Source organism: Nesterenkonia aurantiaca (genome assembly GCF_004364585.1).
In the GTDB taxonomy this organism is placed as follows: domain Bacteria; phylum Actinomycetota; class Actinomycetes; order Actinomycetales; family Micrococcaceae; genus Nesterenkonia; species Nesterenkonia aurantiaca.
The window spans coordinates 277,964-294,350 of sequence record NZ_SOAN01000001.1 but is presented as its reverse complement, the minus strand read 5'-3'; the positions used below and the strand labels follow the sequence as shown (position 1 = coordinate 294,350).

Here is a 16,387-nt window from a genome sequence, read left to right as displayed (position 1 = left end):
ATGGCTGAGACCTTCAACCTTCCCGACGTCGGCGAGGGCCTGACCGAGGCCGAGGTCGTCACCTGGCGCACCACCGTGGGTGCGACCGTCGAGGTCAACGACATCGTGGTCGAGATCGAGACCGCCAAATCGCTGGTCGAGCTGCCGGTGCCCTTCGCCGGCGTGGTCACTGAGCTGCTTGCCGCAGAGGGCGAGACGCTCGAGGTGGGGGCGCCGCTGATCCGGATCGCCGCCGAGGGCGAAGCGACGCCAGACGCCGGTTCCGCCCCGGAGGCGACTTCCGAGCCCGTGACGCAGGAGCCCGCCGAGCCGCCCGTCGCCGAGGAGAAGCCGGGCCGCTCACGCTCGGGCCGGGCGAAGAAGTCCGCCGCCCAGAAGCGCGAGGGCGCCGATCGAGGCTCCGCCGCCCGGGAGGCCACGGAGAGCCCTGCGCAGAACGAGGCCCTGGTCGGCTCCGGCCCCAAGGCGGACTCCGCCGTGCGCCGCACACGCACCCGGTCCACCGCTCCTGACCTGGTGGACCTGGAGGGCCTCGATATCGCGGCCCCGGCACCCGCCGGCGGCGGCTACACCGACATCGCCGACATCGTCGCCAGGGCCAGCCCTCCGGTGCGGGCCCTGGCCAAGCGGCTCGGCGTCGCCGTCTGGGAGCTCGTCGGCTCCGGACGCAACGGGCAGATCACCCGGGACGACGTGGAGCGTCAGGCGAAGCAGAAGCTGGAACAGCGCGCCTCCGGCCAGGTCCCCGCCCCCGGGGCGCCTGCTCCAGCGCGGCGCAAGACCACCCCGGAGGAGGCGGGCCTGCTCTATGACGGGCCCCGCGAGGAGAACATCCAGGTCCGTGGCGTGCGCAAGGCCACTGCGCGCAACGTGACCGCCTCGGCGACCACCGTGCCGCATGTCTCGGTGTTCAAGGAGGTCGATGTCACCCGCACCATGGAGCTGCGCCAGGTGCTGAAGAACGACCCCTCCTACGCAGGGCTCAGCGTGTCCCCGATGCTCTTCGCGGCCAAGGCGATCATCTGGGCGGCGCGACGCAATCCGCAGGTCAACGCCACCTGGCATGACACGCACTACACCTTGCGGAACTACCTGAACCTCGGGGTCGCCGCCGCGACCCCGCGTGGGCTGGTGGTGCCGGTGATCCACGAGGCCCATGCCTTCAACACCCGCGGCCTGGCCGCGGCGCTGACCCAGCTGACCAGCGACGCCCGCGAAGGCCGGACCACTCCGGGGGAGATGCAGGGCGGCACCGTCTCGATCACCAACATCGGCAGCCTGGGGCTGGACAGCGGAACCCCGATCCTCCCCCCGGGCCAGGCCTCGATCGTGGCGCTCGGCGCGGTGCGGAAGAAGCCCTGGGTCGTGGAGGGACAGATCGTGCCGCGCGATGTCATGGTGATCGGCGGTTCCTTCGATCATCGGCTGATCGACGGCGATCTCGCCGGTCGGTTCATCTCTGACGTCGCCGCGGTCATGGAGCAGCCAGGCCTGCTGATCGACTAGCGGGTGATCTCCACGATCTCCAGGGGCTCCCGGTCCGCCGGAAGCCCGAACAGCTCGGCCAGCGGCTCCGCGTCCACGGTGACCTCGCTGGAGCTGGCCCCGGTCGCGACTCTGGCCGTGGTCTCGATCTGGGTCAGGATCTGCCAGGACTGACATTCCCCCTCGCTGACCGGCTCGCCGCTCAGGGCCACGCGCACCAGATCGCCTTCAACCTCCACCGAGTCCACGCTGAGATCCTCGGAGGCGGCGAGCGGGTTCAGGAACGCCGGTGAGCCGTGGGAGGAGAGCTGGTCATCGATCAGGAACTCCAGGGCCGCCGTCGCGGGGTCCTCGGTGACCATCGGCACGGATCGGACCACCGAGACGGTGTCGTCGCAGCCGAAGGGCGCGGTCCTGGCGATCTCGATCTCCTGCGCCACGGCGCCCTCGGAGGTCTCCTCCACCGGGCTGCCAGGGGCCTGTTCGTCCTCCAGGGTGCCATTCCCGCCCAGTGGAGCCGCCTGAGCCTGCCCGTCGGGGCTCACCATGGCCAGCGGAAGTCGCACCGAATCGTCCCCTTCAATCTCGGGCTGCGGGATCGCGTTGCTCGGCTCCTCCGGCTCCTCCGGACCCGGATCTGGAGAGCCGCAGCCGACGATCAGCATCGCGAGCCCGAGGCAGCCGGCGCTGAGCCGCGCATGTGCATGGCGCCGGGAGGTCAGGGTCATGGCACCAGAATAGGAGCTGCACCCGCGCAGACCGAATCCGCGGCCCTCTGAGGAGCGGCTCGGATGCCATGAACGGGCTGAGCGGCAGGCCTGGAGCGGCGGGTCCGGGGCGGCAGGCCCGGGGTCGCATACCCCGGGCCCCTGCGGGTGGAAGGCGCGGTGACGGGGGTCGCCTTCCACCCGCGGTGTGGTTTGAGGAAACCGGGTGCAGACAGGGGTGGCAGTCCTGCACCCAGCCAGCAGTTCCTCCCCACGGGGCGACGTCGGCCAGGTGATTCGGGGGAACCTGAAACCGCGTCCGGAATCGAAGTCCAAGTGATGTATTTCAAACTTGAAGTTCAACCGTCTCAAGTTTGGGGTCCGTTCACGCCGATGTCAACACCTCTGAACCCTGGGGTCCAGAGCTGCTCCCGGGCTGCCGGTGGCCCAGCGGTGACCCATGCCACCCGCCGCCAGTCGTCCCGGGCTTCTCCGGTAGGCTGGGGAAATGCCCATCCGGAACCGTCGCGCGGCCGCGCTGCCCGCCAAACTCTCCCGCTCGTGGCTGCTGATCAACGCCTCCAGGGAGCAGGACTTCGCTCCAGGGCTGGCCAGCGAGGCCGATTCGGTGATCTTCGATCTGGAGGCTTCGGTCCCCGATGATGGGAAGGTCGTGGCCCGCGAGGCGGTGCTGCGCGCGCTCAACGGCGGGATGACGGCCTGGGTGCGGGTCAGCCCCACCACCTCCGAGCACTGGGAGGCCGACCTGGCAGCCCTCTCGCGCGCCGAGGGGCTGCGCGGAGTGATGCTGGCCGAGACCGAGCACCCCGAGCAGGTGACCTACACCGCCATGCGCCTGCGTGCCGGCACCCCGGTGATCGCGCTCATCGAGTCCGCCCTCGGGGTGGAGAACGCCACGCAGATCGCCTCGGCCCCGGGCACCTTCCGGCTGGCCTTCGGCACCAATGACTTCCGCAAGGACGTCGGAGTCTCCGCCGATCCCATGGCGCTGGCCTATGCCCGGGCACGCCTGGTGATCGCCTCGCGCGTCGGCGGACTCCCCGGCGCCATCGACGGCCCGACGGCCGCAGATGCCGACCCGGAGCAGACGGGCGAAGCCTGCCAGGTCACCGCCAGCATGGGCATGACCGGCAAGCTCTCGCTCAACCGGGCCCAGGTCGAGCACATCAACACCGGACTGGCGCCGTCGGCGGATGAGCTGAACTGGGCCCGTGAGCTGATCGAGGCTCACGAGGCCGGCGGCTCCATCGGCGACGGCTCCTACCTCCCGCGCCTGGCACGCGCTCAGAAGATCGCCTCCCTGGCGGACTCCTACGGTCTCTGGAACGCCTGATCCTCCCTCTGCGGGTCTGACGCGTGCCGCGAGACTCTCTCTGAGAGCTCTGTTGGGCCAGATGCGCCCACCCCGTGTAACCTCGCTCACATGGGCAGGGAGACGTATACCGGCGATGTGGCCTTTGAGCTGCGCGGACACCTCGGCATCATCACGCTGAATCGCCCCCGGGCGGTCAATGCGCTGACCCAGCTGATGTGTGAGTCCATGCTCGTACAGCTTCAGGACTGGGCCGAGGATGATCGGGTGCTCCAGGTGCTCATCCGCGGCGCCGGAGATCGCGGGCTCTGCGCCGGCGGGGACGTCGCCAGCCTCTACCAGGAGATGGTCGCGCTGCAGAAGCAGGACGGCGGCGGGATCCTGCCGACAGGCGTTCCCGGATACGCCGCCGAATTCGCCAGCGAGACGTTCCTGGCCAACGAGTATGCGCTCAACCTCGCCATCGCCGAGTATCCCAAGCCCTATATCGCACTGATGGACGGCCTGGTGCTCGGCGGCGGCATCGGAGTCTCCGCCCACGGCTCGCATCGGATCGTCACCGAGCGCACCCGCGCCGGGATGCCCGAGACCACGATCGGATTCTGTCCGGACGTCGGAGGCACCTGGCTGCTCTCCCGGGCGCCGGGCCAGCTGGGGCTGCACGCAGGGCTCACCGGATCGCATCTGGACGCCGCCGACGCGATCGCGCTGGGCCTCGCCGACGTCGAGGTCTCGGGTGAGAGGCTGCCGGAGCTGACCCAGGCGCTGAGCGCCGAGCCGGTGGAGGCGGTGCTGCCCCGTTTCACCCGCAGCTCCGCAGCCTCGACGCTGGAGAGTTCGCGCGGCTGGATCGACCAGGCCTACGCCGAACCGAGCGTGGAGGGGGTGCTTCAGCGGCTGGGTGAGCTCGCTGTGAGCCAGGAGGCCGCGGCGGCCGCCGCGAAGTCGCTGCGAGAGAAGTCTCCGGTCTCGCTGAAGGTCGCGCATCGCGCCATCCGGGACGCCGAGGAGCTCACGCTGCCCGTCGCGCTCCAGGCCGAGTTCACCATCGCGGTGCACATGCTGCGCTCCTCGGACTTCCGCGAGGGCATCCGGGCGCAGATCATCGACAAGGACCGGGCTCCGCGCTGGAGCCCCGCCGAGATCCACGAGGTGGATGCCGAGCTCGTGGAGACCTACTTCACCGCGGTGCCGGGGCACCGGCTCGCCGACCGCCAGAGCCTCTGAGGCGCTTGAGCCGCTGGCGGTCGGGAGCCGGTCAGGCCAGCACGTCGGCCAGGGCGCGGTACCGCGCCCCCAGTGCCTCGGCCACCGGGGCGTTGGTGAGGTCCCCGGCGTGCACATTGAGGCCGTTGGCCAGGTGTGGGTCCTCGCGCAGCGCCTGCTTCCAGCCCTTGTCCGCCAGGGCGAAGATTAAGCGCAGCGTGGAGTTCGTCAGCGCAGCGGTGGAGGTGTGCGGCACCGCGCCGGGCATGTTCGCCACGCAGTAGTAGATCTGCTCGCCGATGGTGAAGGTCGGATCAGCGTGGGTGGTGGGACGCGACCCTTCGAAGCAGCCGCCCTGGTCGATGGCGATGTCCACCAGCACCGAGCCCGGACGCATGGCTGCGGCCATCTCACGGGTCACCAGCTTCGGTGCGGTCGCTCCGGGGACCAGCACCGAACCGATCACCAGGTCCGCGGCCGCGACCTCTTCGGTCAGGGTCAGGGTGTTCGAGGCCAGGGTGGTCAGCCCGCGCCCGGAGAGCGCGGAGAGCTCCCGGAGACGTTCGATGTTCAGGTCCAGCACGGTCACGTCGGCGCCCATGCCCAGCGCAGTCAGAGCCGCCTGCTCTCCGGCCTTGCCGCCGCCGATGACCACGACCTTCGCCGGACGCGCGCCGGGAACACCGCCGATCAGGATGCCGGGACCGCCCTGGGAGTGCATCAGGTGATAGGCGCCCACCTGGGGGGCCAGTCGTCCGGCGACCTCGCTCATCGGGGCCAGCAGCGGCAGGCCATGGGTGCCGGTGACGGTCTCGTAGGCGATCGCGGTGACGCCGCGTTCCTGCAGCGCGCGGGCGCAGGCGGGCTCTGCCGCGAGGTGCAGGTAGGTGAAGAGAATCTGTCCCTCGCGCATCCGCGGGAACTCCTCGGCCTGCGGCTCCTTGACCTTGAGGACCATCTCCGCCTGCTCCCAGACCTCATCGGCGCCGCCGATGATCTCGGCGCCAGCGGCGCGGAAGTCATGATCGGTGAAGCCGGAGCCGGTGCCGGCTCCGCTCTCGATCAGCACCCGGTGTCCACGGGCGGTGAGGTCCACCGTGCCGGCCGGGGTCAGGGCCACGCGGAACTCGTTGTTCTTCACTTCGGCGGGGACTCCGATGATCATCTGTTCTCCTCGATAAGTGCCGGATGGGGCGGGTGCGCTGCGGTGAACCGGTGACAGATCAGGGGTGATGTCAGTCACCGAGTCCAGTCTTTCATGAAACCCGCGCCGGCTCTGGAGGCCTCAGGGGTCAAGCTGTTGTTGAGTCTGGGGCTTCACCCTAGGCTCAGAGCTTGGCAGTCTGTAGAGTTCCTGGACATCTGCCACGTCCTGAGGAGGCAGTTTGGTTCAGCGATGCGGGAGGTGCGATGGCGGGTGAGTCCAGTTCCGGGCCGCTGCACGGGCTCCCGACGGCGTCGCCGCCCCCAGCGCCGGCCGCGCTGTTGATCTCCTCGCCGGTGCTCATCCTCGGCGGGCCATCCCCGGCGGCCTCAGAGCTGTGTCAGCGGCTGCGTGGGATCGACGTGAAGGTGCTGCTCGCGTCGAGCGCGGAGACTGCCCGGCAGGCGCTGCAGGTCGATGCCCCGGAGCTCTTCGTGATGGACGCGCGCTCCAGCAGGCGGGTCAGCGATGGCGAGAAGGTCCTGGAGGATCTGCGCGCGGGCACCGACCCCTCTGCGGTGCTGCACTGGTTCGACGCCGACGTCGATCTGCAGAGACTGCTCGAGACCGTGCGCCCGCGGGACGACCACATGGCGGGACCCATCTCGGTCGACGAGGCGCTGCGTCGGCTTCACTTCATCACGGCACGGCTCCCGGAACGCGCCGAGGGGGAGCGCCTGCTGGTCGGGGATCTCGAGCTGGACACTGCCGCGCGCACCGTGCGCCGCGGCGGCCGAGACATCGACCTCTCAGACACCGAGTTTCGTCTGCTTCGGCTGCTGATGCGTCATGCCAGGACGGTGCTCCCCAAGGCCGAGATCCTGCAGCAGGTCTGGGAGTACGAATTCGCCGGACAGGCCAACATCGTGGAGCTCTACATCTCCTATGTGCGCAAGAAGATCGAGGCCGACATGCCCCGGATGATCCACACGGTTCGAGGCGCCGGCTACGTGCTGCGCCCCGCCGAGCACGGGCCCTCCGGCCTGACCTCGGCGTCCTCCGCCGGCTCGCCCTGAAGGGCGGGCGGCGGCCGACTTATTACCAGTCGGTAGCTTATGGCAGACTGCTCCTATGCATGTGATCTTCCGCACCCTCCTGGTGCTGCTCCGCGCCCGCCGTCGCCCCTCTATGACTCCCTGGGAATCCTCGGTGCTCACGCTGCGCGCGTTGCCCACCGACGTCGACATCGCGCTGCACATCAACAACGGCCAGTACTTCTCGCTCTTTGACCTGGGTCGATTTGATCTGATGGCTCGCTGCGGACTCTGGGCGCAGATGCGCAGCCGCGGATGGTCCCCGGTGGTCCAGTCCGAACAGATCACCTTCCGACGCTCGGTCACGTTCATGAAGCGGTTCGAGATCCACACCCGGATGATCGGCTTCGACGAGAAGTGCTTCTACTTCGAGCAGCGAGCAGTGGTCGACGGTGAGATCTACGTGCGGGCCCATGTTGCGGGTCGACTGCTCTCCAGTGCCGGGCCGGTGTCCAATGCCGATATCCTCGGGGCCATCCGGGAACTCGGTCATGAGGTGCCCGAGGATCTCACGGTGAGCGATGAGCTTCATTCCTGGCGGCGCGATGCGGCACTTCCAGCCGCCCGGAAGCCTGCTCCCAACACCTGGGAGCAGAGTTCCCGCGCCGCGGGGCAGTCCTGAAGCAGCGGCTCAGCGGGGCGAGTGTGACCGGCGAGCGGCCAGGATCACCGCGGCGGCACCAGCAAGGATGGCGAAGAGTGCCAGAACGACGGCGGTGAACGCGTGCAGAGTGCTCAGTCCGGTCACGGCCAGCTCGGAGTCATCCTCCTGCCCGGAGTTCGCTTCCTGCCCTGAGTCACCGGCCGTCTCGGGGTCTGGGGTCGGCTGCGAGTCCGACGCCGAGGGGGCGGCGCTGGGCAGTCCAGGCTGGGGCAGCGAGTAGTCGGGCATTCCTGGGATCGGGGGGCCGCTGAAGGTCTCCTCGGACTCCGCGGGTGTGCTCGCGGTGCCCGGGGTCTCGGTGGACTCCGGTGCCGCTGAGGTCTCGGGTGTGCCCGGCGCCTCGATGTCCTCAGCTGTGGAGGGCTCTTCAGGCGCGCTCGGCTGGGGCGGGGTCGACTGTGGCAGGCCCTCAGCGCCTTCAGCGCTGGACTGCAGTCCGATGTTGCATCGGTCGGAGACCCGTTCCCCGCTCGGGGTGAGCCCCCGGATCGAGAAGTCATCCTGCGAAGCGCCCGGCGGCAGCGGTGACGGCGCTTGGTAATAGACCACTCCGTCCTCGACCCAGATGGTTGCACCGGTCAGGCTCGTGCCGACCGTGAGGTCGGTCAGCCCGCTGCTCATCTGCAGGCGCAGGGTCTCGGTCTGCCCCGGAGCCGCAAAGGCGGAGCCGCAGCTGAGGTAGGACTCAGCCTGGGTCGGCGCGGGGCTCGGCTGCTCCGGATCGGTGGGGAACGACGGCGGAGCCTCTTGTTCTGTGGGCTCAGGTTCGGGCTCCGGCTCAGGCTCAGGCTCAGGCTCAGGTTCGGGTTCCGGCTCAGGGGTCCCGGGGTCCGTGGGCCCAGGATCAGTGGGCCCGGGGGCTGTGGGGAGCGGCTCGGTGGGTTCAGGCTCGGAGGGCTCGGGGGCTGTGGGGAGCGGCTCGGTGGGCTCGGGCTCCGTGGGCTCGAGCTCGGTGGGCTGCGGCTCCGTGGGTTCCGGATCAGGGATGCCGAGTCCGGTCGGCTCTGGCGCATTCGTGGGGCCCGTCGTCGGGTCCAGCTGCTCTGGCGCATCCGTGGGGCCCGTCGTCGGGTCCAGCTGCTCTGGAGCGGGTGCAGGCGTGGGGGAGGCGGAGGTCTCAGGTGCCTCTTCGCCGGTCGCGACGGCTGCTGTGGATCCTGCCAGGAGCGCGGTGCTCACCAGGGCCGTGCAGCAGAGTGGGCCGACCCACCGTGCTCCTCGTCTCATTCAGATCCGCCCCCGCACCGGTGTGTAGCTGCGCCCATGTTCAGGCGGCTGTCCATGTCTTCAATCCAGCGACCAGTCTACGGTTCGGACTCGCATTTTCATAACGAAACGGTAAAGACTTCCGAATCCTGAGACGCAGGCGGCACCCATGCGGCACCATTCGGTGCGCGGCCGGTGCGCGGCCGGTGCGCGGCCGGGCGGGCTGGGTGCCGCCTGCGTCTCGGAGCGTCGAGAGACCCGGGGGTCAGCCGATGCGCGTCTCGGGTGACTTGGTCAGACGGGGATCCTGTTCGGACAGATCACCGATCACCGCGTCGATGGCATGCATCGCCGCATCGTCGAGACGGACGCCGGCGGCCGCGACGTTGCCGGAGATCTGCTCCGGGCGGGACGCGCCGACCAGCGCCGAGGCGACGTTGGGGTTCTGCAGCACCCATGCCACGGCCAGCTGCGCGAGATCCAGGCCGTGATCTGCGGCGATCGGCTTGAGGTTCTGCACCGCGGTGAGGATCTCGTCACCCATGTACCGCTCGATGAACTTTCCAGCCTCCTGGTCCGAGGCGCGGGAGCCGTCCGGAGCGGGCTGATTCGGCAGATACTTCCCGGTCAGGACGCCCTGGGCGATGGGTGACCAGACGATCTGCGAGATGCCGAGCTCCTCGGAGGCCGGGACCACCTCGGGCTCGATCACGCGCCAGAGCATGTTGTACTGCGGCTGGTTGCTGATCAGCTGCACGCCCAGATCCTTGGCCAGCGCGTGTCCCGCACGCAGCTGCTCGGCGTTCCACTCCGAGACCCCGATGTAGAGCGCCTTGCCGGAGCGAACCACGTCGGCGAAGGCCTGCATGGTCTCCTCCAGCGGCGTCTCGTAGTCATAGCGGTGCGCCTGATAGAGATCGACGTAGTCGGTGCCCAGTCGGGTCAGGGAACCGTTGATCGATTCCAGGATGTGTTTGCGGGAGAGTCCGGTGTCATTGTGGCCCTTGGGGCCGGTGGGGAAGTAGACCTTGGTGAAGATCTCCAGGGACTCCCGGCGCTGCCCGGCGAGGGCATCGCCGAGGACCTGTTCGGCCACGGTGTTGGCGTAGACGTCAGCGGTGTCGAAGGTCGTGATCCCGGCGTCCAGCGCGGCGTGGACGCACTGGGTGGCCACATCGTTCTCGATCTGCGAGCCATGGGTCAACCAGTTGCCGTAGGTGATCTCTGAGATCTTCAGTCCTGAATGTCCGAGATATCTGAATTCCATCCTCCGACCCTATCTCCGACCGCGGCGCAGGACCATGGGTGTGTGCAGGGCTCAACGGGTCGCTCTGACCAGGCGATCCAGGGCCTCCTGCATGTGCTCCTCGATCTCGCGCACCATCGCGGCGTCATCGCCGGCCGCGATGGCCTCGACGATGCGTGAGTGTTCCGCGACCTGGTCCTCGGGGTCGAAATAGGTCCCCTGCAGCGCCGTCAGGCACATCCTGGTCTCCACCATCAGGGTCTCGTGGACTCGGTGCAGCCGGGGGCTCCCGGCCAGGTTGACCAGCTCCTCGTGGAACGCGAAGTCCGCATCTGCCAGCGCCTGCAGGTCCTCGGCGGCCGCGGCCTCTGCCATCGCCGTCGCCCGGGCGCGGAGGCGTTCCAGGCTCTGGGTCACCGTCTCGCCGTGGGCCACCGCGCGTGCCGCGGCGGTCTCGATCGCGGTGCGGGTCAGGTAGAGGTCTCGGATCTCCGCCTCGTCCAGCTCCTTGACGAAGAGTCCGCGATTGAGTTCGCTGCGCACCAGTCCCTCCTGGACCAGGCGCTGCATGGCCTCACGCAGCGGGCCGCGGCTCACGCCGAACTCCGCCGCCAAGCTGACCTCGGAGAGCTGGGTGCCTGCGGGCAGCGTGCCGCGCATGATCCCCTCGCGCAGCTGGCGGGTGATCAGCGCGGAGGTGGACTCTCGGTGGACGGGCTGGAAGCCGGGCGCGACGCTCATGATATCTCCGGATTGTTGACAATCTTCACGGGTATTCATAGCATAGCCGCACCTGAAGATGATAGGTCAGCAGACCAGAGACGGGCCGAGACCACGGGCCAGAAACAGGCAGGTGAGCATGACCGCAGCGAGACCGATCATCACGGTGCTGTGTCCCCGCGCTGAGGCGGAGACCCAGGACCCAGACCAGCTTCAGCGGCCCGAGGGGCTCGAACCGATCGAAGGCCTGGCCGAGGTCAGGTACACCGATGCCGCGGGACTCGGCTCCGCCCTTGAGGGGGCACAGGCGCTGTTCCTCTGGGACTTCTTCTCCCCGGCGGTGCAGCAGGCCTGGCCGCAGGCCGACTCTCTGGAGTGGATCCACGTCGCGGCTGCGGGGGTGGATACGCTGATGTTTGAGGACCTGCGCCGATCGGAGGTCACTGTGACCAACGCGCAGGGCATCTTCGACCGTCCGATCGCGGAGTACGTGCTGGCCGCGATCTTCGCTCACGCCAAGGACTTCGCGGCGAGTCTGCGTCACCAGCAGAACCGCCGGTGGGTGCACCGCGAGACGCAGCAGGTGCAGGGCACCAGCGCGCTGATCATCGGCACAGGTGCCATCGGGCGCGAGACGGCGCGGCTGCTGCGCGCGGTCGGGATCCTGGTCACCGGCGCCGGGCGGACCGCCCGAGAGCAGGACCCAGACTTCGGGACCGTGGTGCAGAGCGCGGACCTGCCGAGTCACATCGGTGGATTCGACCACATCATCAATGCCGCGCCGCTGACCGCGCAGACCACCGGTCTGATCGGCGAGCAGTCCCTGGCCGCAGTGCGCCCCGGCGCCCACCTGATCAACATCGGTCGCGGGGAATCTGTGGACGAGGCGGCGCTGGTCCAGGCGCTCCAGGACGGGGACCTCGGGCGTGCCACCCTCGACGTCTTCGCCCAGGAGCCGCTGCCGACGGACTCGCCGCTGTGGACGATGGACTCCGTCACCATCTCCGCTCATATGTCCGGAGACGTGCTCGGCTGGCGCACGGCGCTCGCGGAGCAGTTTGTGCAGAACGCGCGACGCTGGCTCGACGGAGCGGAGCTGAGGAACATCGTGGACACCGCCAAGGGATACGTCCCGCGGCACTGAATCAAGACGCTGAACCGGGATCCACCCATCCATCCTGTTGCACCAGACGAGTCTTCGGACTCCAGAGCTTGAGGAGGGGCGCATGGCGCACCTTGCTGACCTGACCGCCGTCGAGCTTCTCGCGGGATACCGCACCGGCGACTTCACCCCGGTGGATGCCACCGAGGCTGCCCTGGACCGGATCGACGCGCACAACGGCGCGCTCAACGCCTTCGTGCTGGTGGACCGCGAATCGGCCCTGGACTCCGCCCGGGGCTCGGCCCAGCGCTGGGCCTCCGGGGAGACGCGGGGCCCCGGAGACGGGGTGCCCACCTCGATCAAGGACATCTTCCCGACCGTGGGCTGGCCCACGCTGCGCGGCAGCCGGTTGATCGACGAGGCAGGCCCCTGGGACTATGACGCTCCCTGTGTGGCGCGGCTGCGCGAGACCGGCGCGGTGCTGCTGGGCAAGACCACAACCCCGGAGTTCGCCTGGAAGGGCACCACTGACTCGCTGCGCTTCGGCGCGACCACCAATCCCTGGGACCCCGCGCTGACCTCCGGAGGCTCCTCCGGCGGAGCCGCGGCCGCGGTCGGCGCCGGAATGGGCCCCTGGGCGGTGGGGACCGACGGCGGCGGATCGGTGCGGATTCCGGCGGCGTTCACCGGCACCGTCGCAATCAAGGCCACCTACGGCACCGTGCCGATGTACCCGGCAAGCCCCTTCGGGACCCTTGCCCATGCCGGGCCGATGGCGCGCACCGTGACCGACACCGCGCTGCTGCTCGATGTGATCGCCGGATTCGACGCCCGCGACTGGTCCGCGCTGCCCTCACAGACGCGCCCCTTCTCGGCGGAGCTCGCCGACCTCGAGGTCGACGGCGGCTCCCTGGCCGGGGTGCGGATCGGCTACTCGCCGACTCTGGGCTTCGGCTCCAACGATCCCGAGGTCCAGGCACGGGTGGATGAGGCGGTGGCACTGCTGGCCTCGCTCGGCGCCGAGGTGGAGCAGGTCGATCCCGACATCACGGATCCCGTGGAGGCCTTCCACGTGCTCTGGTTCACCGGTGCGGCGAAGGTGCTGGAGGCCTACGGCCCGGGCGCACTGGAACAGGTCGACCCGGGACTGCGCGCCGGGATCCAGCAGTACGCCGACGCCTCGGCGCTGGACTACCTCATCGCCACCGGGGTGCGCATGGACATGGGTGTGCGGATGGGAGCCTTCCACCAGAAGTACGACCTGCTGGTGACCCCCACCATGCCGATCCCCGCCTTCGATGCAAGCCGCCAGGCCCCGGAGGGCTGGCCCTCGGACCTGTGGACCAGCTGGACCCCCTACACCATCCCGTTCAACATGACCCAGCAGCCCGCTGTCTCGGTGCCCTGCGGGCTCACCGGCGCCGGGCTTCCCGTGGGGCTGCAGATCGTCGCAGCGCGGACCAAGGATCGCTCGGTGCTGCGCGCGGCCCGAGCCTATGAGCTGGCCAGCGGGGAGAAGTTCAGCGCACCGGTCAGCCCGCTCGCGCGGGTCGGCCGGGCCGGCGAAGCTGTGCGATAGCCACACCGGTCAGCGTCACGGCGCCGCCGATGATCCCCAGAAGCGGCGGGATCTCGCCGAGCGTCAGCCAGGACATCACCACGACGACGGCCGGGACCGCCAGCGTGCTGGCGGCCACCTTGCCGGTGGGGAAGTGGTTCATCGCATAGCCCCAGAACCAGAAGCCCAGCGCGGTGGGACCGATCCCCATATAGATCGCGCCCAGGACCACCGGTGTCGAGGTGGTCTGCAGCTCGGCCCAGGTGACGCCGAGGAAGGGCAGCAGCGCGATCGTGCCCGCGGCGCAGGCCAGCCAGGTGGCGGTCAGCGGATCGGTGTGCCGCAGCGCCAGCTTCTGGATCAGCATGCCGGCGGCATAGAGGAACGCGGCGATCAGCGCGATGCCCAGCCCGGCCAGGGCCAGCTGGCCCGTGGAGCCGGCCACGGTGATCAGTCCGATGCCGCACAGCGAGACCACCATGCCGAGGAAGAGCCGAGTGGAGAAGGACTCCTTGAAGAACACCACGGCCCCGACGCCGACCATCAGCGGGGCGAGATTGACCACCATCGCGATGGTTCCGGCGTCGATGTAGTGCCCGGCGAGGTTGAACACCACGGTGTAGAGCGCGAACCAGATCACCCCGAACAGCGCGGTCAGCAGAAGCGCCGCCCGGGTGGGCCGGTGCAGCCTTCCGCGCCGGACCCAGAGCAGCAGGATGCTCAGCGTCGCCGCTCCGGCGAGCAGCCGCAGCAGCGCGAGCGGCCCGGGGGAGAGCTCCCCGGCGGAGAACCGGATCAGAACGAAGGAGGAGGCCCACATGAGCACCGTGGCGATGATGGCCGCCACCGGAAGCACCGAACGGGTGCGGGCGGCGTCCGGGGTCACGCCATGGTCCTGGGTCACGCCCTGATTCGCAGTCACGGCCATGACTGTACCGCCGCTGATCACCCCGGCCGCTCACCCGCTTTGCCGAATGGCCGCGCCCCGGCTAGCATAGACAGTCGCAAGCCGTGCTGCGCTGTGCACATGCGTGTCCTCTTGGAGCGGGGGCTGCATGGGTATCGGCGCCGGAAAGCAGCGCGGCGGTTGTGAAGCCTGGATTCCAGTGCACCACATCAAGCACCACCGTCCGTCCGGCGTTTCGCTGGACGAATGAGAAGACACTTCGGTTGGATCTCACCCAGCCTGGTCCGTCCTCGCAAGTAACGGTGTCATAGCTGGTGGCGGGACCCAGAATCGGGGACCGCCCGTATACATTCACGTACTTACGCAAGAGGAGTGATCATGGCAGCACGTTGCCAGGTGACCGGAGTGGGGCCGCAGTTCGGCAACTCGATCTCCCACTCGCATCGGCGCACCAAGCGCCGGTTCGACCCGAACATCCAGAAGAAGCGCTACTGGGTTCCTTCATTGGGACGCAATGTGACGCTGACCTTGTCCGTCAAGGGCATCAAGACCATCGACGTCCGCGGCATCGACGTTGTCGTTGCCGAGCTGATCGAGAAGGGTGAGAAGCTCTAATGGCCAAGGACAAGGACGTACGTCCCATCATCAAGCTGAAGTCGACGGCAGGCACCGGGTTCACCTACGTGACCCGTAAGAACCGCCGCAACAACCCCGACCGCATCGTGCTCAAGAAGTACGATCCGGTCGTTCGCAAGCACGTCGACTTCCGAGAGGAGCGCTGATCATGGCCAAGAAATCCAAGATCGCAAAGAACGAACAGCGCAAGGTCATCGTTGAGCGCTACGCCGAGAAGCGTCTGCAGCTCAAGAAGACCCTCGTTGATCCCAACGCCTCGGACGAGGACCGTGAGGCAGCTCGCGTGGGTCTGCAGAAGCTTCCCCGCGATGCTTCCCCGATCCGCGTGCGCAACCGGGACTCCATCGATGGTCGCCCTCGCGGCACCTTCCAGAAGTTCGGCATCTCGCGCATCCGTTTCCGCGACATGGCTCACAAGGGTGAGCTTCCCGGCATCACCAAGTCTTCCTGGTGATCAGCCGAGGCTGAAGCGGAATCCTCGCTGACGGGGTGGGTCACTTCCGAGTGACCCACCCCGTCAGTGGTTGTCCAATACACATTCTGCTGTAGATTGGACCCGAAGCTCGAGCGTTCCCACGGTCGAGCTTCACAAAGACCGCCACCCGCGCGGAGGCTGCTGTTCCTCACCCCCTGGAGGAACAGCATCAGCCCTCCCGCGGGTGGTTTTTTGTTCGACGGCCTATTGTTCATATCACCCGTTCAAATGGTCCTCCGGAGGGTTCGCGCAACGGGAAATGCGGCGTTCTGGCCCAGGATCACGCGGTTCCATGCTGGTTCCGCAGTGCCTGCGTGGTAAGTTGCCGTTCTGAAAGCCCCACGCGGCATGACCGCTCCGTCGACGCAGAACATCGCGCCGGCAGCACACACCGTGCAGGTCATGCCGGGGACTGCCACCGAATACGTCCAGGAGGACAAACACATGGCACTGAACCGCAGCGAGCTCGTCGCAGCAGTCGCAGAGAAGTCCGGAAATTCCCAGGCCGCCGTCAACGGCGTGCTGGATTCAGTCTTCGAGGTCTTCACCGAGCAGGTTTCCAAGGGCGAGAAGGTCACCATTCCCGGTTGGCTGGCCGTGGAGCGCACCAAGCGCGCCGCCCGCACCGGACGCAACCCGCAGACCGGTGAGACCATCCAGATCCCGGAGGGCTACTCCGTGAAGCTCTCCGCCGGTTCCAAGCTGAAGGCCGCTGCCACCGGCAAATGAGCCTGATGAGCCGCGGCACCGTGTGACACGGAGCCGTCGCGGCCCAGCTGACGACGTCGGCCCCTCGCCCCAAGACGCGGGCGAGGGGCCGACGTCGTCTGCGCCGGGTCTTCTACGCGGCGTAGAATCGTTTCACGCCCAAGCCCCGAAGGCCCAAGGAAGGTGCAGCCCCGCC

General features: G+C 68.5%; 17 protein-coding genes. 11 read left to right on the top strand and 6 right to left on the bottom strand.

Annotated elements, in window-relative coordinates; all coding sequences use genetic code 11:
• A complete protein-coding gene (locus EV640_RS01285) occupies positions 1-1,506 on the top strand; it encodes a dihydrolipoamide acetyltransferase family protein (RefSeq protein ID WP_133725549.1) in 1,506 nt (501 codons plus the stop codon).
• Here the strand turns inward: EV640_RS01285 and EV640_RS01280 are convergent.
• Complete coding sequence (locus tag EV640_RS01280) at positions 1,503-2,213, bottom strand: GerMN domain-containing protein (protein ID WP_051500967.1); 711 nt, start codon at positions 2,211-2,213, stop codon at positions 1,503-1,505. The genes EV640_RS01285 and EV640_RS01280 overlap by 4 nt on opposite strands.
• A gap of 487 nt (positions 2,214-2,700) precedes the next feature.
• Here EV640_RS01280 and EV640_RS01275 point away from each other — a divergent pair, with 487 nt between their 5' ends.
• Entirely contained in the window at positions 2,701-3,546 is an 846-nt protein-coding gene (locus EV640_RS01275) for an HpcH/HpaI aldolase/citrate lyase family protein (RefSeq protein ID WP_133725548.1), read from the top strand.
• Positions 3,547-3,636: 90 nt separating this feature from the next.
• Positions 3,637-4,752, top strand: coding sequence for an enoyl-CoA hydratase/isomerase family protein (locus EV640_RS01270; RefSeq protein ID WP_133725547.1), 1,116 nt, complete (start codon positions 3,637-3,639; stop codon positions 4,750-4,752).
• Between the two features lie 31 nt (positions 4,753-4,783).
• Here EV640_RS01270 and ald read toward each other — a convergent pair whose 3' ends face one another.
• Positions 4,784-5,896 (bottom strand): alanine dehydrogenase, encoded by a 1,113-nt coding sequence (gene ald / locus EV640_RS01265; protein WP_133725546.1) that lies wholly within the window; start codon positions 5,894-5,896, stop codon positions 4,784-4,786.
• A gap of 245 nt (positions 5,897-6,141) precedes the next feature.
• Here ald and EV640_RS01260 point away from each other — a divergent pair, with 245 nt between their 5' ends.
• Together EV640_RS01260 and EV640_RS01255 are read left to right on the top strand one after the other, a co-directional pair.
• Entirely contained in the window at positions 6,142-6,951 is an 810-nt protein-coding gene (locus EV640_RS01260) for a winged helix-turn-helix transcriptional regulator (RefSeq protein ID WP_051500966.1), read from the top strand.
• A gap of 55 nt (positions 6,952-7,006) precedes the next feature.
• Positions 7,007-7,591, top strand: coding sequence for an acyl-CoA thioesterase (locus EV640_RS01255; RefSeq protein ID WP_036474470.1), 585 nt, complete (start codon positions 7,007-7,009; stop codon positions 7,589-7,591).
• Positions 7,592-7,600: 9 nt separating this feature from the next.
• Here the strand turns inward: EV640_RS01255 and EV640_RS13645 are convergent, their stop codons facing one another.
• The 3 genes from EV640_RS13645 to EV640_RS01240 all read right to left on the bottom strand — a co-directional run bounded on the left by EV640_RS13645 (position 7,601) and on the right by EV640_RS01240 (position 10,826).
• Complete coding sequence (locus EV640_RS13645) at positions 7,601-8,812, bottom strand: hypothetical protein (RefSeq protein WP_208292150.1); 1,212 nt, start codon at positions 8,810-8,812, stop codon at positions 7,601-7,603.
• A 292-nt stretch (positions 8,813-9,104) separates the two neighbouring features.
• Positions 9,105-10,106, bottom strand: a complete 1,002-nt coding sequence (locus tag EV640_RS01245; protein ID WP_133725545.1) for an aldo/keto reductase family protein — start codon at positions 10,104-10,106, stop codon at positions 9,105-9,107.
• A gap of 51 nt (positions 10,107-10,157) precedes the next feature.
• Positions 10,158-10,826: a GntR family transcriptional regulator gene (locus EV640_RS01240; protein WP_133725544.1), complete on the bottom strand. Its 669-nt coding sequence runs from the start codon at positions 10,824-10,826 to the stop codon at positions 10,158-10,160.
• 118 nt (positions 10,827-10,944) lie between these two features.
• Here EV640_RS01240 and EV640_RS01235 point away from each other — a divergent pair, with 118 nt between their 5' ends.
• Complete coding sequence (locus EV640_RS01235; RefSeq protein ID WP_133725543.1) at positions 10,945-11,949, top strand: D-2-hydroxyacid dehydrogenase; 1,005 nt, start codon at positions 10,945-10,947, stop codon at positions 11,947-11,949.
• A gap of 82 nt (positions 11,950-12,031) precedes the next feature.
• Complete coding sequence (locus EV640_RS01230) at positions 12,032-13,486, top strand: amidase (RefSeq protein ID WP_133725542.1); 1,455 nt, start codon at positions 12,032-12,034, stop codon at positions 13,484-13,486.
• On the opposite strand, the gene EV640_RS01225 is transcribed toward EV640_RS01230, so the two are convergent.
• The gene (locus EV640_RS01225; protein ID WP_166645832.1) at positions 13,440-14,387 is read right to left on the bottom strand and encodes a DMT family transporter; all 948 of its coding nucleotides are present in this window, start codon (positions 14,385-14,387) and stop codon (positions 13,440-13,442) included. The two genes, EV640_RS01230 and EV640_RS01225, sit on opposite strands and share 47 nt — an antisense overlap.
• 363 nt (positions 14,388-14,750) lie before the next feature.
• On the opposite strand from EV640_RS01225, the gene rpmB reads away from it, so the two are divergent.
• The 4 genes from rpmB (at position 14,751) to EV640_RS01205 (ending at position 16,212) form a co-directional block, all read left to right on the top strand.
• Positions 14,751-14,987, top strand: a complete 237-nt coding sequence (rpmB, locus tag EV640_RS01220; protein WP_036474464.1) for a 50S ribosomal protein L28 — start codon at positions 14,751-14,753, stop codon at positions 14,985-14,987.
• Positions 14,987-15,154, top strand: a complete 168-nt coding sequence (gene rpmG, locus EV640_RS01215) for a 50S ribosomal protein L33 (RefSeq protein WP_022872124.1) — start codon at positions 14,987-14,989, stop codon at positions 15,152-15,154. The genes rpmB and rpmG overlap by 1 nt, the downstream gene beginning before the upstream one ends.
• A gap of 2 nt (positions 15,155-15,156) precedes the next feature.
• On the top strand, positions 15,157-15,462 hold the full coding sequence (gene rpsN, locus EV640_RS01210; RefSeq protein WP_036474463.1) for a 30S ribosomal protein S14: 306 nt from the start codon (positions 15,157-15,159) through the stop codon (positions 15,460-15,462).
• Between the two features lie 465 nt (positions 15,463-15,927).
• Entirely contained in the window at positions 15,928-16,212 is a 285-nt protein-coding gene (locus EV640_RS01205; protein WP_036474622.1) for an HU family DNA-binding protein, read from the top strand.
• Positions 16,213-16,387: the final 175 nt, after the last annotated feature.